Below are 23,266 nucleotides of genomic sequence, written 5' to 3'. Positions count from 1 at the left end.
CTCCTATCGGTTCAACAAGCTCCCCACGTACCGAAGCAGCTCGTTCGCGCAGGTCGGGCAGTATCCGTGGCTGTCGATCAAACGTGCTGTCACCTCGTTGATCCGCTTGAGCTGACGCTCATCCGGCGTCTTCGTGGAGGTGGTGATCTTCACCACGTCCTTCAGGTCCGCAAACAGCTTCTTCTCCACCGCTTCGCGCAGCCGTTCGTGCGAGCTGTAGTCGAACTTTTTGCCTTTGCGCGAGTAGGACGACATGCGGATGAGAATTTCCTCGCGGAACGCTTTCTTGGCGTTCTCCGAAACGCCGATCTGCTCCTCGATCGAGCGCATGAGCCGTTCGTCGGGATCGACGGACTCGCCAGTGAGCGGGTCCTTGATCTTGCCCCAGTTGCAGAACGCCTCGATGTTATCGAGGTAATTCTCGAACAGCGTCTTGGCGGATTCCTCGAAGGAATAGACGAACGCCTTCTGCACTTCCTTCTTGGCCAGATCGTCATATTCCTTGCGGGCTGCCGAGATGAAGTTCAAATAGCGCTCGCGCTCATCCTTCGTGATGGAGGCGTGCTGGTCGAGACCGTCCTTGATGGCGCGCAGCACGTCGAGCGCGTTAATGCAAGTCACATCCGGCTTAATCAAGGCGCTGGAGATCCGGTTGATGACGTACCGCGGGTCGATCCCGGCCATCCCCTCATCGAGGAACTCGTTCTGCATCTCCTTGAGATCCGCTTCCTTGTAGCCCTCGATTGTCTCCCCGTCGTACATGCGCATCTTTTTGACCAGATCCATGCCTTGCTTCTTCGATTCCTTCAGCCTCGTTAGGATCGAGAAGATCGCCGCCGTGCGCAGCGCATGCGGAGCGATGTGGATATGGTTCATTTCGCTCTGGTGAATCAGCTTCGCGTAAATCTTCTCCTCTTCCGCCACCTTCAGGTTATAGGGAACCGGGATGACGATCATCCGCGATTGAAGGGCTTCGTTTTTCTTGTTGGCGATGAAGGCGCGGTATTCCGTCTCGTTCGTATGCGCGACGATCAGCTCGTCGGCGGAGATAAGCGCAAAGCGGCCCGCCTTGAAATTACCCTCCTGGGTCAACGATAGCAGGTTCCAGAGGAACTTCTCATCGCATTTGAGCATCTCCTGGAACTCCATCATGCCGCGGTTGGCTTTGTTGAGTTCTCCATCGAAGCGATAAGCGCGAGGATCGGACTCGGAGCCGTAATCGGTAATCGTGGAGAAGTCGATGCTTCCCGTCAGGTCCGCAATGTCCTGCGATTTCGGATCGGACGGGCTGAAGGTGCCGATTCCGATGCGGGACGTCTCCGAGATCAAGACACGCTCCACCGGAACGGCTTCGATTTTGTCCGCGAATTCGGTCTTCAGCCGAAGCTGGCAGTATGGGCAGAGCGTTCCCTCGATGCGTACGCCCAGCTCTTTTTCGATATCGGGGCGCAGCTCCAGTGGAATGAGGTGCAGCGGGTCCTCGTGCATCGGGCAGCCCTGGATGGCATAGACCGCGCCCTCCTCCGTCCGCGAAAACCGCTCCAGCCCCCGCTTTAGCATGGTCACCAAAGTGGATTTCCCGCCGCTCACCGGCCCCATCAAGAGCAGGATCCGCTTCCTGACATCAAGTCGACGCGCTGCCGAATGAAAGTATTCCTCGACAAGCCGTTCCAGAGAGCGGTCAAGCCCGAATATTTCATTCTCAAAGAATTTATGTTTGGTTTGGCCGTTCACGGTCTCTGTTCCTTCCGCTGCGATCATCCGGTAGACGCGAGCGTGTGCGGTCATCGCCAGTTCCGGTTCTTTTCGGACCTTCTCGACGTATTCCGCAAACGTTCCAGCCCATGTCAGCTTCTCGTTCTCTTCCCGGTGCCTGGCGATTCGTTCAAAGATGTCCATGGCAGCCTCCTTTCCTCTCGCGATTAAAATGAACGTATTAATGTGTATGCGTGAGAGGGGGGGAAGTTGCCCGAAAATTCGGAGATCGACGATCGGACAGATGGGGGTATCGGCCTATTGCCGGAGGGTCCGGCGACTGCAAACGGCACATACCTAGGGTATGTGCCGCCTCTTGAATCAAGGGAGTTTCATAAGCCGGTGATCACTCGTTCAAGCGGGGATCAACGCTTTCTCTTGTAGCCCGCGGCCTCCATCAAGCCGATCATGTAGCCGTTGCCGAACAGCCGTCCCATGACTTCATAACCGGGAAAATCATTCTTCTCCCCAGCCATCGTCGGAACGTGATCCGCCCGGATCGGTCCGTCGAAGCCGACTTCGCGGTAGGTCATCATGGCTTCCAGCATATCCGTCTTGCCGTCATCATGAAAGGTTTCGTGGAAGCTCTGCGGCGTTCCCGCTACATCCCGGAAATGAACAAAGAAGATTCTACCCTGGCGGCCAAACTGGCGGATGATGGCCGGGATATCTTCTCCGGCCGTCGCCAACGTGCCTTGGCAAAAGGTAATTCCGCTGTAAGGACTCGGCACCAGGTCAATGGCGCGCTGCAGCCCTTCGGCGCTGCGAAGAATCCGTGAAATGCCGCGAAGCGGGGTGACAGGCGGATCGTCGGGATGAAGCGCCAGCTTGACCTTGGCCTCTTCCGCTACCGGTACGATTCGCTCCAGGAAGTATTTCAGGTTGTCCCACATCTGCTCCTCACTGACGAAGCCGTGCTCGGTAAGCGGGAGCTGCTGCATGGCTTCATGGTCGTAGCCCGAAACAAGTGCTCCTCCGCGAGTCTCAAGCTCCATCGAGGTGCGGAACCAGCCGATCTCCGCCATAAAGTTGTAGCACAGTACGGGAATGCCCAGACGTCCCATGGACCGGATCAAGGTTTTGAAATACTCGATCTCTTCATCTCGGCCGGGCAAGCCCAGCTTGATCTTGTTGGAAGGAGGCATGCTTTCGACGACCGTGACCCGCAGCCCTTCCTCCTCGTACATCTTCTTCACTTGCGAGAGATTCTCGTATTCCCAGGCGTTGCCTTCTGCTAGAGCGGTCAGGGGAACGACCGCGTCAGTAATCCCCATCTGCTTGGCAAGGCTCCAGAGCTCGCATACATAATCATGATAGAAATAAGCTTCCGCAACTTGCATCACTCATCATCCTTACTTAGACAATTTGGCTTGAACCTCTTCGCCCTTCTTCATGATGGTATCGAAGGCTTGATCAAGCGTCTTCTTTTTGAACATGACCTCGGTCATCGTATCGGAATAGGTCTTCACGAAATCCGACCATCCCGGAGGAGCCGGCGCGAAGGGCATCGCCTTGTCCGCAGCCATATTATACATCTCAATGCCGAGCAATTCGCCTGTAGAAAGGTCTGATTTAATCGAATCGAAGATGACGCCGCTGATCGGAATGCCGCGGGTGGTCTTCAGGACTTTGCCGGCTTCCGTATCGCTGACGATCCATTTCAGGAACTTCTCCGCAGCCGCCTTGTGCTCCGAGTCCTTGCTGACAACCCAGTACATCGTCGATTGCGCCCAGCCGCCGCCGTTTGGTCCGACCGGGTTGTTCACCACTTCGAGCTTGCCGGGCATCATTTTCTCCAAAGCGCTGACAGCGCCTACCGCTACGCCGCGGGTCATCGTCAAGCCGGACAGCAGCGGATCCGCCTTCGGATCGTTTTCTACGGTCGCTGCAGATACCGAAGCGCTCGGGATGATGTCCCGTGCACGGAAATCCTCATATTTCTTCTGGAAGGTGAACCAGAGATCCTTGTCGATGTTCAGCTTCGTTCCGTCTTGGAACACGGGGCCTTTGCCGTATGCCATTTGGTAATCCTGATACCAATTCCAGACGGACGTATAGTCGCCGATAGCGTATTTGCCCTTCGGCAGCTTGGCTCGGCCCTCTTCGGCGAAGGCGAAGAATTCATCCCAGGTCCAATCCTTCTTCGGCAAGGTCATGCCGGCCGCTTCCAGCTCCGGCTTGTTATAGACAAAGCCGGTTCCGTTGTAGCTGAGCGGAACGCCATACAGCTTGCCATCGATCTTGGACTTCTCGATGACCTTCTCGTCAATGGCGCCGCCCAGGTCGATCGCGCTCAGATCCTCTAGTAATCCCCGGCTGACATATTCCTGAATGTAAGCCGCATCCATCTGGAAGACATCGGGCATCGATTTGGAGGCTGCCAAGGTCGGCAGCTTCTTCCAATAGCCGTCCCAGTCCGTGTACTGCGGCGAGAACGTAACACCTGCGTTGTTCTTGGTGTAGAGATCGAGCGCCTGAACGGTCGCGTCATGCCGCTCCTGTGACCCCCACCACATGATGCTCAGCTTGGCGGAATCCGCCGAGCCGGATGTTCCCGTGCTCTTCGGGTCAGCGCTCTCAGAAGATTTGGATCCTCCGCAAGCGGTTACGAGAAGCGACATGCCGACAACCATGGATACGAATGCGATAGCCCCTTTTTTTCTTCTCAACTGGTATCATCTCCTTGGGATAGTTACCCTTTCAAGCCTGTTGTTGCGATCCCCTCAACAAAGTAGCGCTGTGCGAAGAGGAAGATTAGAGCGGAAGGCATGACCGAAAGCAATGACATCGCAAGCAATTGCCCCCACTGGACATCGAATTGATCGATAAACATCCGAAGCGCAAGACCCACCGTATATTTGTCGATGGTATTCAGATAAAGCATTTGAGCCATGAAATCATCCCAGCTCCAAATGAAGGTAAAGATCGCGACATTCATCAAGGCGGGAACGATCAGGGGAAGGATGATGCGGAAGTACAAGCCGAAGGTGGTCGTGCCGTCAATCTTGGCGGCTTCATCCAATTCCTTCGGAATTCCCCGGATAAACTGGGAGACCAGGAAGACGAAGAACGCGCCTCCCCCGAGAAAATGCGGAAGAATGAGCGGAACATAACTGTTCACAAACCCAAAATTGTTGTACATGATGTATTGCGGAATCAACGTAACTTGACCGGGAAGCATCATGGTCATGAGCAAAACGGCGAACCAGAATTTGCTCAAGGCAAACTTGATACGGGAAAATCCGAATGCGACCAGCGAGCTGCTGATGACAGCTCCGGCCACATTCCAGAATTCCATGACCAGGGTGTTCGCGAAGAATCGGGCGAAGGTATATTCCTTGGAGAAGTTCCAGCCCTTGACGTAATTGTCCCAATTCGGCGTCTTCGGCCAGATGGCGGCTGAGCTCATCTCCGAGGCATCCTTGAGCGAGGCTCCGATCCACCAGAATACCGGGTAAAGCATGAGAATCGAAGCCGCGATCATCAGAATGTGAACGACGGCGCCTTTGCGGCGGGGGGTGGACAACTCCATTATCTCGCCTCCGATTCGTAGAACACCCAGTACTTGGATACCGCGAAGTTCACCAGTGTAAAGAGTCCGATGATGACCAGCAAGATCCAGGCCAATGCGGATGCATAACCCATTTGGAACTGACTGAAGGCTTTCTCGTAGAGGAAGAGCGCGTAGGTGTAAGTCTCGTTGGCAGGTCCGCCCTTCGTAATGATGAAAGCGGAAGTAAACATTTGAAAGGAACCGATGATGCCGAGAATCAGATTGAAGAACATGACCGGAGACAGCATAGGCAGCGTGATGTGGAAGAACTTCCGAAAGACGCCTGCCCCATCCACCGAGGACGATTCGTAGAGCTCCTTGGGAATTTGCTTCAGGCCGGCCAAAAAGATAACCATGGTCGAGCCGAATTGCCACACATTGAGCAGAACGAGCGTCCCGAGCGCCGTATCCGGATTGGAGATCCACCCCGTCCCCTCGATGCCGATGATGGACAAGATGCGGTTGATGTAACCGTCCATTCCGAACATATTTCTCCACAGAACGGACACCGCGATGCTGCCACCGATCAAGGAAGGAAAGTAGAAGGCAGTCCGGTACAGATTGATTCCCCGAATGCTGCGGTTGAGCAGCATGGCCACCAGCAGCGAAAAAGCCAGTTTAAGAGGAACCGAGGTAAAGACGAAGGTTAACGTGACGGTAAGCGATTTGTAAAAGAGCGGATCATGAATGATCTCCTTGTAATTGTCCTGCCCGATCCAAGTGGGAGATTCAAGCAAGGAATAATCGGTGAAGGACAAGTACAGGGATTGGAGAATCGGCCACAGCGAGAGCACCAGAAAGCCGATCAGCCAGGGAGAAATGAATAGATAGCCTGTGAGATTCCGATTGAATTCTCTTCTGGCTTTTGCAGAAAGAATACTCATTTCAAGACTAACACCTCAATTCCGAAGGGTTTGGTGAAGACTGTCCCAACTATAGCACCGGCATTTTCGGCTTCCAAGCAGAGGAATTTATGGTGAGGGGGGAGCTTTTTATTGTTTTTGGAACCGGTTTCATAGCTCATTCTTGCGATTCCCCCCCTCTCCTCTTCCCTTCCTCCATCGGGTGGGGTTTTCTACTGATTTCCCGGTAGAAAAGCGTAATTTTCGCGGATAGACCCCCGCCAGTCCCCTCGGTATGATGAATGGGAACAAGTAGACAGGAGAGGTGACCATTTATGTTTGACCGCAAGGAAGATATCCTGAAGTGGACGGAACAGTGGAACGGAGAACGCTTCGAGAACGGCAGACCGAAGGTGTCCGATGATCTCTTAAATCGGGTTAGACGAATTACGCTGGAAGAAGCCTGGGGGCCGCTCTGGAATAACGGCTATCGCTTTCAATTCGAAGGCGGATTCAAGATCGTGCATCCGGATCAGGTGATGGTTGGACGGGCCGTAACGGCGGTTATGGTTCCCACCCGTCCCGATCTGCACGAAACGCTGGTGGCGGTTGGCGCGGAGGAAGGTCGCAAAGGCTTCTACAATCAATGGGTGATCGATATTCTTCAAGACCGCGATGTGGCTGTCGTCGATATGTTCGACAAGGTTCATCTCGGCACTTATGTCGGAGGGAACCTGTCAACGGCGATCGCCGCACGGACCGGAAGCGGAGGAGCAGTGATCTGGGGCGGGATTCGCGATAATGCTCAAGTGGACAAAATCGATGGGATCAACGTGTATTACCGTGGCTCGGACCCTACCGCCATCGCGGACGTCGTGATGACGGGCATGAACGTTCCCTGCCGCATCGGGAATGCGGTCTGCCTTCCCGGCGATATCGTCTTCGGAACCCCGAACGGCGTCATCTTCATTCCCCCTCACTTGGCTGAACAAGCGGTTATTGAGGCGGAAAAGTCTCAAGTGCGCGATATCTTCGGCTTCATTCGGCTGCGTTCGGGCACGTACACGACCGCCCAGATCGATTCTCCCTGGACTGTCGAAATCTGGAGCGACTTCTTGGCCTGGTTCGATCAGGACGAGCAGGCTACCGATTACCGCCACCTTGGCTGGGAACAAGAGTTGGACGAAGCGCGCAATCGCGGGGATGAAGGACTGCCTCAAGTTCGCGCGTAAAAGCGGGCTTGAACGGATTCCCGAATGAGGAAGAATCGATTCTCCCCGTTATATCGGAACAAGACAGAAGGGCTGTTCCGAAGCAGGTTATCACTTGCTTCGGAACAGCCCTTGATTCTTGCAAGGAAAAACGATTGTCGCTTACAGAAAAATAAGCCCTCCAGATCATCTCCAATTTTTTACTCAAAACAGCCCGTTGAGTCACGGGCATATGGTGGAACACCGCCATGTGACACCAAGCACCGCGCCCTTGGAGCTTCAGAGTGGTGCGGAAAGCTCATCAAATGATCATTCTTATAGACTCGGACAAAAACCGGAACTTGTGCTCTATTTCTTATGGCGACCACGGCCGCTGTTTCCGGTAGAAAGCAAAATCGGATCACTCTTCCATGCTCTCCCGTTCGATTTCTGATTACATTTTTTTCACGGATTCCAGATGCCAGTAAGGCTGCTCATCCGAGTTGGCGGCTGGGCAAGACCATAGTCCGGCCCATCCGCTCCCGGTATTCGCTCGGTGTCATGCCTATCTTTTGCTTAAACAGTTTGCTGAAATACCGCGGGTCCTGGTAGCCGACATCTTGGGAGATCTCAAAATTTTTGGAGCTCGTCTCGATGATTAACCGTTTCGCTTCCTCCATGCGCAGGTCGGTCAGCGTGTCGATAAAGGTTTTGCCTGTGCGGCTTTTGAATAACATGCTTAAATAATTCGGCGTCACGAACACCTGAGCCGCAACATGCTGCAGCGAGGTGTTTGCGACATCCTTTTTCATATGGTCGATCGACCGCTCGATGATGTTGTAATCCTCTTGCGGTTTGATCATCGGGTAGAGCCCGGCCATCTCCTTGATGACCTCATAGACTCTCTCCTCAAGCTCTGTCAGAAACTCGATTCGAGTAATCTCAAACAGCGGCAGGGAGAACCGCTCGGAGGTTCCTTTGGAGAGGCCCTGCTCCAGCGATACGATCAGCCGAATCGTCATCAGGTAAGCGACCTCGACTTCGATCATTCCTTTCTCATAGAGATCGACATAAAAGGCATGAACGGCATCCCGCAGCCTTTCAGAAGTGCCTCCCTCCTCGATTTCGTCAAAAATCTCCTTCTGTCGATGGAAGGGGTATTCCACTTCCGTTTGATAGGACAAACGGTCGGAGTAAGAATAGACGCCTGGCCCCTTATAGAAAATAACATGGATCATGCTGGCAGCTTGCAGATACGATTCATGAAGGAACGCGAGTTCCCTGCAGCTTTGGCCGATCGCAATACTGAGCGGCAAGGGAGCGTACCGAGAAGACGCCTCATAGATCGCTGCCCAATTCGGGCTGTTATTCGCAGGAAACAGGCAGATGTACAGCCCTTCTTCCGGCTGCAAGAATACATAGCGACTGCCAAGCTGCTGCTCCAAATAAGTATGATATTGCTCCCGGATCTTCTCAAGCTCTTGGGTTTCGTCGGAGCTTGTCCTCGTGTCCAGAATTGCAATGGCCGAATCGGTCCGGCATTCTTCGGGAATGGATTGACGCTCCCTGTCGGTTATGTTCAAACGTTTTCTAGCGGGCTTTCGAATGAGATCACTAAGGAATCGTTGGCTAATCACTCTCTGGATGGCTGTACTAAATTCGCTAAGCAATTCGATATCCATAAGCTCCCCATACCTTTCCTCAGTAGAATCACGCTCTGCTTACAGATCAAACAGCTTATAGCTCTGCATGTGCTGAACGAACCGTCGTTCAGCTGTTTCGACATCGCCGGATTTCAATAGCTCCAAGAGGCTGAGATGCTCCTCCACCATGAATTCGATGGTGTCCACCTTAAGCGAAATCGCCATAAACCGCTTCATCTTCAGCTTCATCCGGTCCCAGATGTCGAGTGCCATCTGATTGCCGGAATGCTCATACAGATAACCGTGAAAATCCAAATCCGCTTGGAGGATCAACAAAATATCCTCCTGTTCAACGGCCTCTTCCATCAACCTGACCGATCGCTCCATATGATCATAATCGGAGCTCGTCAGCTTAGGCAGCGCTTGGCGGATCGCATAGACCTCCAACAACTCTCTCAGCTCAAAAATTTCCCGAATCTCCTTGGCCGAAATATCCGAAACCACGGAGCCTTTATTGGGAGAGCTGATCACCAGCTCGCTGTATCTCAACCGCTCCAGCGCTTCTCGAACCGGAGCTTGGCTCACTTTAAAGCGATCCGCCAGCTCGAGGACGAGCAGCCGGTCTCCGGGGGTATAGACCCCGGCCAGAATATCTTGCTTGATTTGATCATAGATTTGCTGACTGATGGAGGTGGATATCACCGTACCATTCGCTGAGTTCATCTTCTCACTCCTCACATTATCGATTATCGATAATCGATAATCGATAATGTGAGTGTAGCAGATGTTCACGCTTTCATCAATACCTTTCATCCGTTCGTTTCGATGCAAGCTTGATAAAAGTTGTTTTTTTGCGAACAGCCGTACGCCTCTCCTCTCTATGGTATAATGGACTCTACGAAACTGTACCGCTCGGACGGGACAAACAGGGAGTCGTGACGCGTGCCGATTCAAAGCGAAACGGAGCTGTATGCTCCGGTTAAACACTTTTTTGAAGTGCTGGGGTATACCGTCAAGGGAGAAGTGCTGAACTGCGATCTGGTGGCGATGCGGGGAGACGAAGAACCAGTGCTGGTCGAGCTAAAAAAGACCTTCAATCTCCCGCTCGTGATCCAAGGGATGGAACGCCTTCAACGCTCCGAGCGCGTCTACCTGGCGGTGGAGCAGAACCGGAACGGCAAAGCGCCTTATGGGCTCCGTTGGAGCGAGCTCGTTAAGCTGTGCCGCAAGCTGGGCTTGGGGCTTTTGGTGGTCCGCTTCTACAAGACGAAGGCGCCTGTGGTCGAAGCACTCTGCGATCCCGAGCCGTATGCCCCGTCGCGGTCCAGCAAGCGGGCGGTGAAGACGATAAGGCTCGTCCACGAGTTCAAGGAACGGAGCGGGGATTACAACGTGGGCGGGAGCAGCAAAGTGAAGCTGGTTACCGCCTATCGGGAGAAGGCTCTGCTCTGCGCCCTCTGCTTGAATGAGCTGGGAGGGAGTGGAACTAGCCGAGCCGTAAGGGAGCGGACGGGATATGCCAAGGCGGCATCTCTCATGCACACGAACCATTATCGCTGGTTCCAGCATGTGGATACGGGTCAGTACGCCTTGACCCCGCTCGGGGTGGAGGCTTTGGAGCTGTATCGCCATGTCCTGCAAGGGCTGCCGACGGTGCCGCCTCTTGCCCCCGTCCCAGAACCCGTACAGGTGCCGGCGAATCTGGACAACGGCGAGACTAACTCAGACGATGCGGACCTGCGGTTGCCAAAGACGGGTAAGAAGGGGAAAAAACCGTCGATCAAGAAGACTCCGTCGAGCCGACGAAAAAACTAGAAAGGAGCCGGGCTTTTGACCAAGGCTCCTTTGCTTATTAGCGGGTTGCGGCAGGCATAGCCGAATCGCGGAAATGCAGAAATGAGAGCATGGCGATCGGGGCGAAATAGAGACACCAACCCATGAGTGCAAGCGTACCGCCAATCCCCGCCGCGCCTCCGTCGGGCTGAAAGATTCCGAGCGTCGGAGCTGCTACGCAGATCGGAAAGAAGGCTCCGTGAAGCAGGAGCAAAATTCGCAGCACCCGATCCCGCTTGTTCTCGGCCATGAAGGCGAGGCCGATCAGGAAGGTCGAGAGCGCCATCAGTCCGTAACCGAGGATATCGAAGCCAAACAGCCAACTGCCCGGCTCGAAGGTCAACTGGGTAAGCAATGAGGAGTCTGCGCCTCCTTGGGCAACGGTGGTCAGCTGCGTATAGTAGACCAGATTGGTGAACACCGAATACACGACGGCAATAGCGATTCCCGCAACGGCTACCGCTTTGCGGTCATCCGGGGCATCATGGGCGTAGACGCTGGCTAGTCCGACATAAAACCAGCTGAGGAACAGGCAGACGGTATAGCTCAACGTCGGCAAAGCGAACAGCAGACCCGCAAAAAATAAAACCGTGCAAGCGAGCGCTCCCAGCGAACAGACCATCCCAAGCGTCCGGTTTAATGTTTGGTTCATCGGCCTTCCTCCTTCGCAAATAGTTGCTCGATCAGCCAGTCGATGTAACGATCCCGCTCTTCCTTGATTCGTACGTCCCAACCAAACAGCTCGCCGCTGATATCCCGCCGCAGGAATGCAGCTTGCAGCATAGCCGTCAAGGTGAACAGCCGCGCCCGGAATAGTGTTGACGGGAGTTCGTCAGCCGCCTCTTGCTTGCTGGTCACATGAGTGCTGCCTCTGCTAAATGCCATGGCGAAGCCCCGCATCGTCTTGGCTGTATTGTCGTCGAGAGCGGGAGCATTCAGATCGCCGAGAATGGAAATTCGCGAAATCGAGGCATTCACCATGAGAAAATCAGCCACCTCCTTGGCGACAGACTTCAAGGCTTCTAATCCCCCGAGCGTTCCGCTCCCGCTCGGCTCGAATCGGGCGATCACCCCACCGATCATCCGCTGCACGCATTGCTCCAGCAGTCGCTCCTTGGTTTGGAAATGATAGTGGATCAGCCCGACGCCGATCCCCGTTTTGTCGGCGATCATTCTCGTCGTAATTTCCTCTGCCCGACCATTTCCCTCATCGATCAATTCCGTGGTCGCCCGAATGATTCTCTCCTTCATCTCTTCCGACTTTTTCACGCCGCATCCCTCTTTCAAGTGGTGGAGTGTAACGTTTGAACAATGATCTGATCATTGATTTGAACATTGATCAGTTTTAGTGTATCTCACTTCATTTTCACTGTAAAGCCCAGGTTTCCTCTGCCTTTCCGTTTCTTGTGCGCCCATGTGCGTAAAATGTCTCGTAAATTGTTCTGTTGACTTTTTCTGCAAGCCGGACCTATAATAAGCTTCAATATCCATCGGCCATGACCAAAGACATGATCTTGTCAGCTAGCTGTCAGAGAGAGGTGTGTGTGGTGAAAGCACCTTCAGCGAATCGGCAAGGTTACCCCTTTGCAGCCGCTGTGCGGAACTCCGGCGTCAGAATCTGCGGACACGGCATTATGCGCAGCCGATTTATCCCCGTTACCGGATCGCAATGAGGACTCCTCTCCGCATCACCCGTTTGGGCTTTTCTTATGGAGGTTGGAGTCGAATCAGGGTGGAACCACGAGCTGAACGCACTCGTCCCTTGGGATGCTGTGTGTTTTTTTGCGTTCGACCAAACCCTGATGAGGAGGAAATTGAAATGACGGTAGAAGTAAGCCGCCACACGGCGGCGCATGTACTCGCTCAAGCGGTCAAGCGCTTGTATGGCGAGCAGAACGTGAAGCTGGGAATCGGGCCGGTGATTCAGGACGGGTTTTACTATGACATGGAGCTGCCCAAGACGCTCACGCCATCCGATCTCGCCGAGATCGACGCGGAGATGCGGAGCATCGTGAAGGAAAACTTGCCTATCAAACGGAGAGTGTTCTCCCGCGAGGAGGCAATCGCCTTCTTCGCCAACCGCAAAGAGTCGTTTAAGCTCGAACTGATCGCGGATCTCCCGGAGGAAGAAGAGCTTACGGTCTACGAGCAAGGGGAGTTCGCCGATCTGTGCCGAGGCCCTCATCTGGCGAGCACGGCAGAACTGCCGGAAGCCTTCAAGCTGACGAGCGTTGCCGGGGCATACTGGCGGGGAGACTGCAGCCGACCGATGCTGCAGCGGATTTACGGTGCGCTGTTCGCTTCCCAGGAGGAGCTGGATGCTTATCTGTTGCAGCAGGAGGAAGCGCGCGAGCGGGATCACCGCAAGCTCGGCCGGGAGCTCGGTCTGTTCATGTTCTCCGAGGAAGCGCCGGGGATGCCCTTCTATCTCCCGAAGGGGACGATCCTTCGCGGACAGCTGGAGCAGTTCTCCCGCGAGCTCCAGACGGAGAGAGACTATGATGAGGTGAGAACGCCTTTCCTCATGAACCAACGCATGTGGGAGCAGTCCGGACATTGGGATCACTACCGTGATAACATGTATTTTACGGATGTGGACGATGTGAAATTTGCGCTTAAGCCGATGAACTGCCCCGGCCACATGCTCATCTATAAGAACGGGCTTCACTCCTATCGCGAGCTGCCGATTCGTCTTTGCGAATTCGGCCAGGTTCATCGCCATGAGCTGTCCGGCGCCTTGAACGGCATGATGCGGGTGCGTACGTTCTGCCAGGACGATGCCCACCTCTTCGTTCGACCGGATCAGATCGAAGACGAGATCGGCAAGGTCATCGATCTGATCGACCGGATATACCGGGTGTTCGGCTTCACCTATACGATGGAGCTGTCCACGCGCCCGGACGATTCAATGGGCTCCCCCGAGCTGTGGGAGAAGGCTGAAGCTGCGCTTGCGAACGTACTCCATCACAGAGGCAGCGAGTACCGCGTCAATGCGGGGGACGGGGCTTTCTACGGACCGAAGATCGATTTCCACATCCGCGATGCCATCGGGCGGAGCTGGCAATGTGCAACGATCCAGCTCGACTTCCAAATGCCGGAGAAATTCGACCTCCACTACATCGGCGAGGATGGCGGCAAGCATCGCCCTGTAGTCATCCATCGTGCTGTCTACGGCTCCATCGACCGGTTCATGGGCATCTTGGTCGAGCATTACGGCGGCCAGTTCCCGCTGTGGCTCGCTCCGGTTCAAACCAAGCTCATCCCGGTCACGCCGAAGAACCTCGATTATGCGCTTGAAGTGAAGCAGCAGCTCGCGCAAGCCGGAATCCGCGCCGAAGTGGACGCACGGGATGAGAAGCTTGGGCGTCGCATCCGGGAAGCGGGAACGGAGAAGGTCCCTTACATTCTCGTCCTGGGTGATAAGGAGCAGGAGAGCAGAACGGCCTCTGTTCGCAAGCGCGGTGAGGGCGATCAAGGGATTCGGAGTGTCTCCGATCTCGCAGCTGCTTTGATCGAGGAGATCAAAGCGAAGGAATAACGAATAACCCACTCCCTCCAGCTTTCTCCTTTCGTCAACACATAAGGCGGTTCCGGTGAAGCTTCTCAAGCATAGAGGAGCTTCCCGGAAACCGCTATTATTCATTATGAGGCGCCAATGAAAAACGCCATCCTCTCAATAGAAGATGGCGCGAATCCTGCAACTAAGGGATTATCCCTTCAATTGATTCATTTCACTGAAGCATTGACTACAAACGAAGCGGTCCTTGAATTCGCTAACTCCCTCCATACCTGAGCAGAATACACATCTCGGGCGATAGCGCTCCAGAAGAATCTGATCCCCTTGAACCAAAATTTCGATCGGGTCCCCCTCATTCATCTGGTATCTTTTACGCAGAGATTTTGGCAGTACAATGCGACCCAATTGGTCGACCTTCCGTACGATTCCCGCCGGTTTCATGATGAATCCCCTCACTCTTTCATTAGTTGTACTTGCGAATTGTCGTTGTCAAGAGCTCTGGGAATGCTGATCGTATGGTTATCCCTTCCTCTATAGGTCGACAACGTTATGGACATCCGGTAAACCAGGAACCTTCGTTACCTTAAGAAGGCTGCCGCAATGGCCGATCAACCATAATTCCTGTGCCGGTTAACCCCTGAACCGTTAATGAAGCCCGAGAAACCCCGTTTGACGCAGCCCTTCATACAAGACGATCGCAACCGAATTGGACAGGTTGAGCGACCTGATATCGGCTCCCATCGGAAGGCGAATGCAGGATTCACGATGCTGGGTGAGGATGTCGGGAGAAAGCCCCTTCGTTTCCTTGCCGAAAACAAAAAAATCCCCATCCCGAAATTCGAACTCGGTATACGTTCTCTCGGCCTTCGTGGTCGCACAAAAAAAACGCCCCTCCGGATGCTGCTCCTTCACTTCATCAAACGAATCATGATAAAACAGATTGAGCTTGTCCCAATAATCGAGTCCAGCCCGCTTCAGAACCTTGTCATCGGTTGAAAAACCTAACGGTCTCACCAAATGCAAAATAGAGCCGGTCGCAGCGCAGGTTCGGGATATGTTCCCCGTATTCGCCGGGATTTCAGGTTCAACCAATACAATGTGAAAAGCCATCTCAGGTGCACCTCTCATCTCTTCTATCCTATTATACATGAATCTTCCTCAGGTACAAATTTAACATTCCGTTTATTTATCGATAATCCCGCCTTGATTTACCAATCGGATAATGGAAGGAGAAGAAGCCGAGAGGAGCATCCCCATGAACAAAAAAAAGATTCTCGTGGTTGACGATGAACCGTCTATCTCCATGCTGCTCGATTTCAATTTGAAGCAAGCTGGCTTTGAGGTACGCTCGGTGGAAGACGGCGAGGCGGTATTCGAGGTTCTCCCTCTCTTCCGTCCCGATTTGATCATACTCGATTGGATGCTGCCCAAAGCGAACGGAATTCAAGTATGCCGCAGGCTTCGCGCCGCAGGCAACCTGGTACCCGTGCTCATGCTGACGGCGCTTACGGATGTGCAGGACCGGATCGCCGGCCTTGACAACGGCGCCGACGATTACATGACCAAGCCGTTCAGTCCTCCGGAGCTGGTATCGCGGATCAAAGCCATCCTGCGGCGGACCGAGAAGAATCCCGATCGCATTCCCGAGGAAGACCTGCTGGAAGCCGGTCCGATCCGCATGAAAGCAGCCAGCCGGGAAGTGAGCGTGAACGGAGAACCGGTGGATCTGACACCGAAGGAATACGACCTGCTGCTCTTCCTGTGCCGCCACTCCGGCAAAGTGCTGACGCGCATCCAACTCCTGCATGGAGTATGGGACTATCACTTCCTCGGGGATACCCGGATCGTGGATGTTCACATCAGCCATCTGCGCGACAAGATCGAGAAGAATCCGCGGCAGCCCGAATTCATCACCACCGTCCGCAATGTAGGTTACAAGCTGCAGGGTGGTCGTCGGATCGTGCCCGCCACCTGGTCGCCAAAAGAGCCCATGGCGGCCACCTCATCTGACGGCGAATAATCGCATTTGCTTTGTCGAGCTGTCCTCGCAGCTGTCCTTCATCCCACGGAGCCGGTCCATCCGGCTCTTTTTTTGTTGGAATGACGAGCATCGGAAAGCCGTATGAGTCAAAAACACTTAACAATCGTAAGAAAGATTCGGAAGTTTGGCATCTGCCTTAAGGGAGGTCAATGGGTGATAATGGAGTTGCCAATAACGGCTACGTTTATTAAGACGAATTGAGAAGGAGGACATCTGTATGTTCTCCTTCTTAACGATTCCTGCATGAACAGGGGTGAGATCTTGCGTAAGAGAATCTTCCAAATCGTTCTTCTCCTTTCCATGTTGTCTTTGTTTTTGAATGCCTGTTCAAATCATTCTCATTCTAATGGATCTATAAGCCAAGCAACTTTTATAAACCAACAATTACGAGTTGATGGAATTCGTCAGCCTGTTTATGAAATTCCTTTGACATTCAATGAAGACTATATCGGTGTACTCGCTTTATTGAATAGGAAATTCATCTATTATAATCTTGTCGGAGACGTCTATACCCTTTCCTCTTTCGATATGACCACCGGCAAGAGCCAATGGATTGGTAAAATTGAGCCTTTTTTCGTCAGTAATGACAGCAGTGCTTTATTGGGAGATCACCTATTCTTTTATGTTGGGACAGGGACTCCAGACAGGCAAGACACGAACCTTTATGACCTCAACCTGAAAACATTGAAATTGAAAAAGGTCTTAACCGAAAAACTCGATCAGACGTTGGTTTATATGAAGGACTTGGGTGATCGGGCCATCTCGTATAAGGGAACTTTACTAAACCATGTAAGCACCACCTTTGTTGATTCTTACAAACCAGGTGCAAAAAAAGCAAAAAAATTGGTAAGTTTTCAGTTTGATCATACAGCCAAGCAAGGAGAGTTCATCTATAATATTGCTGCTGCGGACAAGACATTTTATGTTGTTCTGGAAAAAGGAATTGAACAAAAGAGAAACTACGTCCTGTCACAATATGACATAAATGGAGTTTTACTAAACCAATATCACATGGATCAATTCAGCGAATTATTTGGTGATCTAGGCATCAGCACCGTCAAGATCATGGGCAATTACGTCTATGCCACCAACTTCTCCAGCCGGTCAATCATCGGTAAAATCGTCGGCGACGAGATCATACCGGTTGTCAAATGCGCAAGTGGCCTGGAACTGGCCACGGACAGTGTGAATGATCCGACGGACTATTACCTGTTCGAACAGCGCAACACCGAGCGCTTCTTCCTGTTGGATGTCCACAAGGGAGAATGGTTGGAGGTGCCAATCCCGCTCGATCCCGTCTACAAACGATTCGGTTATACAGTCACGGACGGACAACAGCATGCCCTCATCATGATGAATGATGATTCGATTCACTTTAAGCTGTTTTACCTGAATGTGCTCGACTTCCTCCCGCAGGCCAAGCCTGTCCCACTCTCACTCGACCGCCCTATCGAAATCCCTTCCATTTAAGCCACCGTATGCGCTTTGTTGGGCCTTGCTGTTTGTTTGCCAAAGCATCATGACGTTCAAAAAAGCCTCCGCAGCCCTTGGATAGGGTACGGAGGCTTTCGCTCGTTCAGATGGAAATCACAATCAACCGTTGCGCTGTTGGAAGTCCTTGAGGAAATCCGCCAGCGCCTTACAGGCTTCATATGGTACCGCATTGTAAGTGGAAGCCCGGAGATGGCCCACGCTGCGATGGCCTTTGAGTCCGATGAAGCCTTGGCTTGGGAACTCTTTGATGAACTGCTTCTCGAGCTCTTCATCCTTCAACTTCCAGGTGACGTTCATGGTCGAGCGGCTGCCCTTCTCGGCGAGCCCTTCATAGAAACCGCCGCTGTTGTCGAACACATTGTACAGCAGGTCGGTCTTTTCTTGGTTCAGCTTGGCCACGGCTTGGAGACCGCCGAGGTTCTTCAGCCATTTCAGAACAAGATTGACGATATAGATGGAATACGCGGGAGGCGTGTTGTATAACGAGTCATTTTTCACATGCGTGCTGTATCGGAACATGGTCGGAAGCTTTTTGTTGGATTTGTCGGCCAAATCTTCCCGGATGATGACGACCGTCACGCCGGAAGGACCCAGGTTCTTCTGAGCACCTGCATAGATCAAGCCGAATTTGGAAACATCAAAGGGATGGCTGAGAATATCGCTCGACATGTCCGCAAAAAGCGGCACATCGCCGGTATCGGGGAAGTCATGATACTGGGTTCCGGCAATCGTTTCGTTTGACGTAAGATGGAGATACGCAGCCCGTTCCGGAATTTGAATCTCGGACAAGGCCGGAATGTTGAGTAGGCCCGGTTTCGATTCAGCGGCAACCGCCGTTTCGCCGATCAATTCAGCTTCCTTCAGCGCCTTCTCCGCCCAACTGCCGGTGTTTACATAAGCTCCGACCTTCCCTTCGGTGAGGTAGTTCATCGGGACCATGGCGAACTGGGTGCTGGCTCCTCCTTGCAGGAACAGGACCTTGTAGCCTTCCGGAATGCCGAGCAGCTCCTTCAAGAGCTCTTGCGTTTCCGTATTAACCGCTTCATACTCCTTGCTACGGTGGGAAATCTCCATCAGAGACATCCCGATTCCCCGGTAGTCCACCAATTCTTCTTGGGCCTGCTGGAGAACCTCCAGCGGGAGCGCCGCCGGACCGGCGTTGAAATTGTACGCTCGCTTGCTCATTTTTCCACACCTTTCACATTCGGCCATTGCGGTTGACTTTAACGCTTTAGTGGCCTGATTCCTCTTATTATAACGGAATCTCACATGCCATGGAAACAAAATAATCTATCATGGAGGTAAGTGTTATGAATATCCGACGGAAGCCATCCCACCACTATTTTATTGCCCTTTCCTTGCCTCAGGAGGTGAAAAGGGAGCTTTCCATGCAGTCCCGGATGCTTCATGACCGGCTCTCCTTCCGCAAATGGACTCATCCGGAGGATCTCCATATCACGCTCGTGTTTCTTGGTACCGTAGAGGAAGAGAAGCTGGAACCGATCCGCGAGGAATTGATGGAAATCGCTGAAAGGCACTCCCCCTTTGCTCTTGCCGCTAGCGGATTAGGCACCTTCGGTCCTTCCCAGAATCCGCGCGTATTGTATTCAGTTGTGTATGGAGAACGGGATGCCCTGGCCCGCTTGGCAGAAGATACGATCGGCCGGATGGACAAGCTCGGTTTTCCTGCGGAATCGCGTCCCTATTCCCCGCATATTACGCTGGCCAGACGATATGAGGGTCTATCCGATCCAAGCGGCTCCATTCGCGAAGTAACGGAAGAAGAATTGGCCTGCTCCTTCGGTTGGACAGCAGACTCCATCACCCTATATCGAAGCCATCCCGGGGAGTCCCCCCTATATGAGCCTTGCTTTCTTGCTCCGTTCGCAGAGCGAGAAAAGCGGGAAAACCACTTTGTTTAGTGAACGCTGACTACCTTTGTCACCCGTGCAGGAAATGCCCTTTTCCGAACGAATAGGTATTCTACCACTTGGAAAGCGGGTGTTATGACATGGACTATCTGAAGACCAAAGAAGCTGCGGCAGCACTTGGAGTAAGCCCGACGACGATCAAACGCTGGGCCTCCTCCAAACCCGAGCAGTTCCGCAAGGACGCCTCCGGTCACTATGTTTTTCAGCCGGATGAGCTCCCCCTCCTCGCCTCCATGAAGGGGCCGGCCGATGCTGAGATAGCCAAAGCAGCGAAGGCATCCCTCGGTCAATCGGTCGAACCAATGGATTTAGCTGCCAGTCCCTCCAGCGAATCGGCGATCCATACAGATTTGGCTCCCGTCCGATTAGGGGGCGCTTTATCCCCCGGGCGAGAGAAGCCCGTCATTCCTCCAGGCTGGGAATCCCTCTCCGACCGGTTGCGAGAATTGGAACGGAACCTTGACCGAAAAGCAAGCGATATCGTGACGTACCAAATCCTCGAGCATCGTCGAGAGCTGGATGAATTGCGGCTCTCCGTTCACGAATTGGCCTGCTCGCTTGATTCGTTGACTCGTTCGATTCAGGAAACGCAACCTTCCCGAACGGCGGCGCTAGGGGGCGAACGCACAGGGGTACGTCGAAAATCTTGGATTGGTTCCTTGCTGTAATCCGCAGCGGTTGCTTCCTCCACCTCCATCCTGAACATAGGAAGGATTTCCTTGCTGTCACTCCCACATTTCTATAAGATAGATTTTAATAGAGATGAAGGAGTCCACCCGTTATGGTTACGATTTATGATATTGCCGAAAAAGCAAAAGTTTCCGCCATGACAGTGTCCAGAGTCATCAACGAATCAGGCCGGATCAGCGAGAAGACCCGGCAGCGGGTAAAGAAAGTCATGGAAGAGATGCATTATATCCCAAATCACATGGCGCGCAGTCTCGTGCTGCAGCAGACCAACCTCTTGTATCTGCTTATAACGGATATCACCAATCCATTCTATACGACGGTTGCCCGCGGAGCCGAAGATGCGGCCCGGAAATCTGGTTTTCGGCTGCTGTTCGGCAATAGCGACGAAAATCTGTCGAAGGAAGCGGATTACATCGACACTATCCTTGCCAGCCGTGCCGATGGGGTACTGGTTGCCCCAGCGGGCGATGCCTCTCTCCCCCATCTGAGCTTGCTTAGGCAGCACAAAGTTCCCTTCGTTCTCCTCGACCGAGAAGTTCCCGGCATCGACTGCGACGTCGTTCTCGGGGACAGCAATGAAGGTGGAAGAGCGTTGGTGGATTATCTGGTCTCTCTCGGGCATCAGAACATCGCCTTCGTCAATGGATCTTCCACGGTATCCAGTGCCCGCCATCGCTTACAGGGGTATCTGGAGGGGCTTAAGCAGAACGGACTGCCCTTCCGCGAAAGCTATTGCATGGAAGCCAGCTTCGGCATGATCAACGATCTCACGGACATGGAGGCGTGGCTCTCCTCCATCGACCCGTTCCCAAGCGCCATCATCGCAGGGAATAACGTACTCGCCCTCGAGACCATCCGACTGCTGCGAGGACGCGGGTTGAGCATTCCCTCAGACGTCTCCGTATGCTGCTTTGACGATTTCGGCCCATTCTCCGAAATCGATCCCTTTATGACGGTCATAGCTCAGCAAGCCTATGAATTCGGATATCAGGGCGCTCAACTGCTCCTGGAACGGATCAAGAACCGCGATTTCTCTGAGCCCTGGAGCAAAATCGTACTCCCCACGGAGCTTAAGCCAGGTCGCTCGGTAGCCGAACGGGTTCATGAATCTTGATTGCAGAGCCTGGAAGCTGAGATTGGAATTTGAGATTGAAATTCGAAACCCGGAACTCGCCGAATCACAGCGGTTCCGGGTTTTTTGCGTAAAAAAACCGGCACCCTCGAGGAGAGGATGCCGGTCTGGAACGCGGAAGGATTAGCAATCGAAGTAGAGCGAGTATTCATGCGGATGAACGCGGATGGATACGGCTTTGGCTTCACCGCGTTTAAATTCGATGTAGTTGGCAATGAAGTCCGAGGAGAAAACGCCGCCTTGGGTAAGGAATTCGCTGTCGGCTTCGAGAGCGTCCAGAGCTTCGTCCAGGGAAGCCGGAACGCTGCGGATTTCCTTGAGATCTTCCGGTGCCAATTCATAGATGTTCTTATCGAGCGGACCGTAGCCCAGCTTGCGCGGGTCGATCTTGTTTTGGATGCCGTCGAGACCAGCAAGCAGCATGGCGGAGAATGCCAGGTACGGGTTGGCCGTGGAGTCCGGAGTACGGAACTCGATGCGGCAGCCTTTCGGCGTAACAGCTGCAACCGGGATCCGAACGGATGCGGAACGGTTGCCCTTCGAGAAGACCAGGTTAACCGGAGCTTCGTAGCCCGGAACGAGGCGCTTGAAGGAGTTGGTGCTCGGGTTGGTCAAGGCGATCAAGGCCGGAGCGTGGTGAAGGATACCACCGATGTAGTAGATGGCAATTTCGCTCAGGTTGGCATAAGCGCCTTTTTCATAGAAGAGCGGGCTGTCGCCATTGAAGATACTTTGGTGAACGTGCATCCCGGAGCCATTGTCGCCAAACAGCGGTTTCGGCATGAAGGTTGCGACCTTGCCCCATTGACGAGCGGTGTTATGCACGATGTATTTGTATTTCAGCAGGTTGTCAGCGGTTTTGGTGAGGGTGTCGAAACGGAAGTTGATTTCCGCTTGACCGGCTGTTGCCACTTCGTGGTGATGACGTTCAATGCGAAGTCCCGATTCGATCAGGAGTCGACACATTTCACTGCGGATATCCTGTTGGCTGTCCGTCGGAGCAACCGGAACATAACCGCCCTTTTGGCGAACCTTAAATGCGAGGTTGCCTCCTTCTTCCTTGCGTCCCGTATTCCAAACGGCTTCTTCGGAATCGACTTCGTAGAAGGATTTGTTCATTCCGCTTTCGTAACGAACGTCGTCGAAGATGAAGAACTCGGATTCCGGAGCAAAGAAAGCAGCCGTACCTACGCCGGATTTCTTCAGAAATTCTTCCGCCTTCTGAGCGATGCTCCGCGGGTCGCGGTCATAACGTTCGCCGTCCGGAGTGAAGATGTTACACATTACGATCAAGGTCGGATGAGCGGTGAACGGATCAACATAAGAGGATTCCGGATCCGGCATCATAACCATATCGGATTCTTCAATGCCGCGGAAACCAGGGATCGAAGAACCGTCAAATGCTACGCCGTTTACAAACGTTTCTTCTTCCACTTCGGAAGCAGGCAACGTTACGTGGTGAGCTTTGCCGGACAAATCAACAAAACGGAAGTCCACCCATTCGATGTTTTTCTCTTTAATCAGTTCCAACACGCTTACTGCCGTCATGATTATTTACCCCTCCCAAATTCCGAACATTCATCAATCCTGCATGATTAACGTTCAGGTTTTTCGATCTAAATCTTGCGATTATTATAAAACGATC

At 53.2% G+C, this 23,266-nt stretch carries 21 protein-coding genes; 8 read left to right on the top strand and 13 right to left on the bottom strand.

Going from position 1 to position 23,266, the window contains the following annotated elements; translation table 11 throughout:
* Positions 1-3: 3 nt before the first annotated feature.
* From BN2684_RS16690 to BN2684_RS16670, 5 genes are all read right to left on the bottom strand, one after another.
* Positions 4-1,899 (bottom strand): PrkA family serine protein kinase, encoded by a 1,896-nt coding sequence (locus BN2684_RS16690; RefSeq protein WP_058303271.1) that lies wholly within the window; start codon positions 1,897-1,899, stop codon positions 4-6.
* A 221-nt stretch (positions 1,900-2,120) separates the two neighbouring features.
* Positions 2,121-3,095, bottom strand: a complete 975-nt coding sequence (locus BN2684_RS16685; RefSeq protein WP_058303270.1) for a mannonate dehydratase — start codon at positions 3,093-3,095, stop codon at positions 2,121-2,123.
* A 12-nt stretch (positions 3,096-3,107) separates the two neighbouring features.
* Entirely contained in the window at positions 3,108-4,424 is a 1,317-nt protein-coding gene (locus BN2684_RS16680) for an ABC transporter substrate-binding protein (RefSeq protein WP_234340263.1), read from the bottom strand.
* A gap of 23 nt (positions 4,425-4,447) precedes the next feature.
* A complete protein-coding gene (locus BN2684_RS16675; RefSeq protein WP_058303269.1) occupies positions 4,448-5,287 on the bottom strand; it encodes a carbohydrate ABC transporter permease in 840 nt (279 codons plus the stop codon).
* Positions 5,287-6,192: a carbohydrate ABC transporter permease gene (locus BN2684_RS16670; RefSeq protein ID WP_058303268.1), complete on the bottom strand. Its 906-nt coding sequence runs from the start codon at positions 6,190-6,192 to the stop codon at positions 5,287-5,289. The genes BN2684_RS16675 and BN2684_RS16670 overlap by 1 nt, the downstream gene beginning before the upstream one ends.
* Before the next feature lie 293 nt (positions 6,193-6,485).
* Between BN2684_RS16670 and BN2684_RS16665 the strand changes: the two genes are divergently transcribed.
* Entirely contained in the window at positions 6,486-7,382 is an 897-nt protein-coding gene (locus tag BN2684_RS16665) for an RraA family protein (RefSeq protein WP_058303267.1), read from the top strand.
* Between the two features lie 452 nt (positions 7,383-7,834).
* On the opposite strand, the gene BN2684_RS16660 is transcribed toward BN2684_RS16665, so the two are convergent.
* Positions 7,835-9,022 carry a helix-turn-helix domain-containing protein gene (locus BN2684_RS16660; protein WP_082652025.1) on the bottom strand — a complete coding sequence of 396 codons (1,188 nt, stop codon included), beginning with the start codon at positions 9,020-9,022 and terminating at the stop codon, positions 7,835-7,837.
* Between the two features lie 39 nt (positions 9,023-9,061).
* Entirely contained in the window at positions 9,062-9,706 is a 645-nt protein-coding gene (locus tag BN2684_RS16655; RefSeq protein ID WP_234340262.1) for a GntR family transcriptional regulator, read from the bottom strand.
* 219 nt (positions 9,707-9,925) lie between these two features.
* On the opposite strand from BN2684_RS16655, the gene BN2684_RS16650 reads away from it, so the two are divergent.
* Positions 9,926-10,798 carry a DUF2161 family putative PD-(D/E)XK-type phosphodiesterase gene (locus BN2684_RS16650; RefSeq protein WP_082652024.1) on the top strand — a complete coding sequence of 291 codons (873 nt, stop codon included), beginning with the start codon at positions 9,926-9,928 and terminating at the stop codon, positions 10,796-10,798.
* 37 nt (positions 10,799-10,835) lie between these two features.
* Here BN2684_RS16650 and BN2684_RS16645 read toward each other — a convergent pair whose 3' ends face one another.
* Both BN2684_RS16645 and BN2684_RS16640 read right to left on the bottom strand, forming a co-directional pair.
* Positions 10,836-11,468, bottom strand: coding sequence for a histidine kinase N-terminal 7TM domain-containing protein (locus BN2684_RS16645; RefSeq protein ID WP_058303265.1), 633 nt, complete (start codon positions 11,466-11,468; stop codon positions 10,836-10,838).
* Positions 11,465-12,085, bottom strand: coding sequence for a TetR/AcrR family transcriptional regulator (locus BN2684_RS16640; RefSeq protein ID WP_058303264.1), 621 nt, complete (start codon positions 12,083-12,085; stop codon positions 11,465-11,467). The genes BN2684_RS16645 and BN2684_RS16640 overlap by 4 nt, the downstream gene beginning before the upstream one ends.
* 550 nt (positions 12,086-12,635) lie before the next feature.
* Between BN2684_RS16640 and thrS the strand changes: the two genes are divergently transcribed.
* Entirely contained in the window at positions 12,636-14,354 is a 1,719-nt protein-coding gene (gene thrS / locus BN2684_RS16635; RefSeq protein ID WP_234340261.1) for a threonine--tRNA ligase, read from the top strand.
* A gap of 171 nt (positions 14,355-14,525) precedes the next feature.
* Here thrS and BN2684_RS16630 read toward each other — a convergent pair whose 3' ends face one another.
* Together BN2684_RS16630 and trmL are read right to left on the bottom strand one after the other, a co-directional pair.
* A complete protein-coding gene (locus BN2684_RS16630; protein WP_058303263.1) occupies positions 14,526-14,774 on the bottom strand; it encodes an AbrB/MazE/SpoVT family DNA-binding domain-containing protein in 249 nt (82 codons plus the stop codon).
* 204 nt (positions 14,775-14,978) lie between these two features.
* On the bottom strand, positions 14,979-15,443 hold the full coding sequence (trmL, locus tag BN2684_RS16625; RefSeq protein ID WP_058303262.1) for a tRNA (uridine(34)/cytosine(34)/5-carboxymethylaminomethyluridine(34)-2'-O)-methyltransferase TrmL: 465 nt from the start codon (positions 15,441-15,443) through the stop codon (positions 14,979-14,981).
* Positions 15,444-15,588: 145 nt separating this feature from the next.
* Here trmL and BN2684_RS16620 point away from each other — a divergent pair, with 145 nt between their 5' ends.
* Positions 15,589-16,353: a response regulator transcription factor gene (locus BN2684_RS16620; protein ID WP_058303261.1), complete on the top strand. Its 765-nt coding sequence runs from the start codon at positions 15,589-15,591 to the stop codon at positions 16,351-16,353.
* Between the two features lie 282 nt (positions 16,354-16,635).
* Entirely contained in the window at positions 16,636-17,844 is a 1,209-nt protein-coding gene (locus BN2684_RS16615) for a hypothetical protein (protein WP_148450003.1), read from the top strand.
* A gap of 123 nt (positions 17,845-17,967) precedes the next feature.
* Here the strand turns inward: BN2684_RS16615 and serC are convergent, their stop codons facing one another.
* Positions 17,968-19,053 (bottom strand): 3-phosphoserine/phosphohydroxythreonine transaminase, encoded by a 1,086-nt coding sequence (gene serC, locus BN2684_RS16610; RefSeq protein WP_058303259.1) that lies wholly within the window; start codon positions 19,051-19,053, stop codon positions 17,968-17,970.
* Between the two features lie 125 nt (positions 19,054-19,178).
* On the opposite strand from serC, the gene thpR reads away from it, so the two are divergent.
* The 3 genes from thpR (at position 19,179) to BN2684_RS16595 (ending at position 21,603) form a co-directional block, all read left to right on the top strand.
* Positions 19,179-19,790 carry an RNA 2',3'-cyclic phosphodiesterase gene (thpR, locus tag BN2684_RS16605; RefSeq protein WP_058303258.1) on the top strand — a complete coding sequence of 204 codons (612 nt, stop codon included), beginning with the start codon at positions 19,179-19,181 and terminating at the stop codon, positions 19,788-19,790.
* Between the two features lie 89 nt (positions 19,791-19,879).
* Positions 19,880-20,467, top strand: coding sequence for a hypothetical protein (locus BN2684_RS16600; RefSeq protein ID WP_058303257.1), 588 nt, complete (start codon positions 19,880-19,882; stop codon positions 20,465-20,467).
* A 113-nt stretch (positions 20,468-20,580) separates the two neighbouring features.
* Complete coding sequence (locus BN2684_RS16595) at positions 20,581-21,603, top strand: LacI family DNA-binding transcriptional regulator (protein ID WP_058303256.1); 1,023 nt, start codon at positions 20,581-20,583, stop codon at positions 21,601-21,603.
* 141 nt (positions 21,604-21,744) lie between these two features.
* Here the strand turns inward: BN2684_RS16595 and glnA are convergent, their stop codons facing one another.
* Positions 21,745-23,169, bottom strand: a complete 1,425-nt coding sequence (glnA, locus tag BN2684_RS16590; RefSeq protein WP_058303255.1) for a type I glutamate--ammonia ligase — start codon at positions 23,167-23,169, stop codon at positions 21,745-21,747.
* Positions 23,170-23,266 lie beyond the last annotated feature (97 nt).

Source organism: Gorillibacterium timonense (assembly GCF_001457415.1).
GTDB lineage: Bacteria > Bacillota > Bacilli > Paenibacillales > NBRC-103111 > Gorillibacterium > Gorillibacterium timonense.
This window is presented reverse-complemented; position numbering and strand designations above follow the sequence as displayed.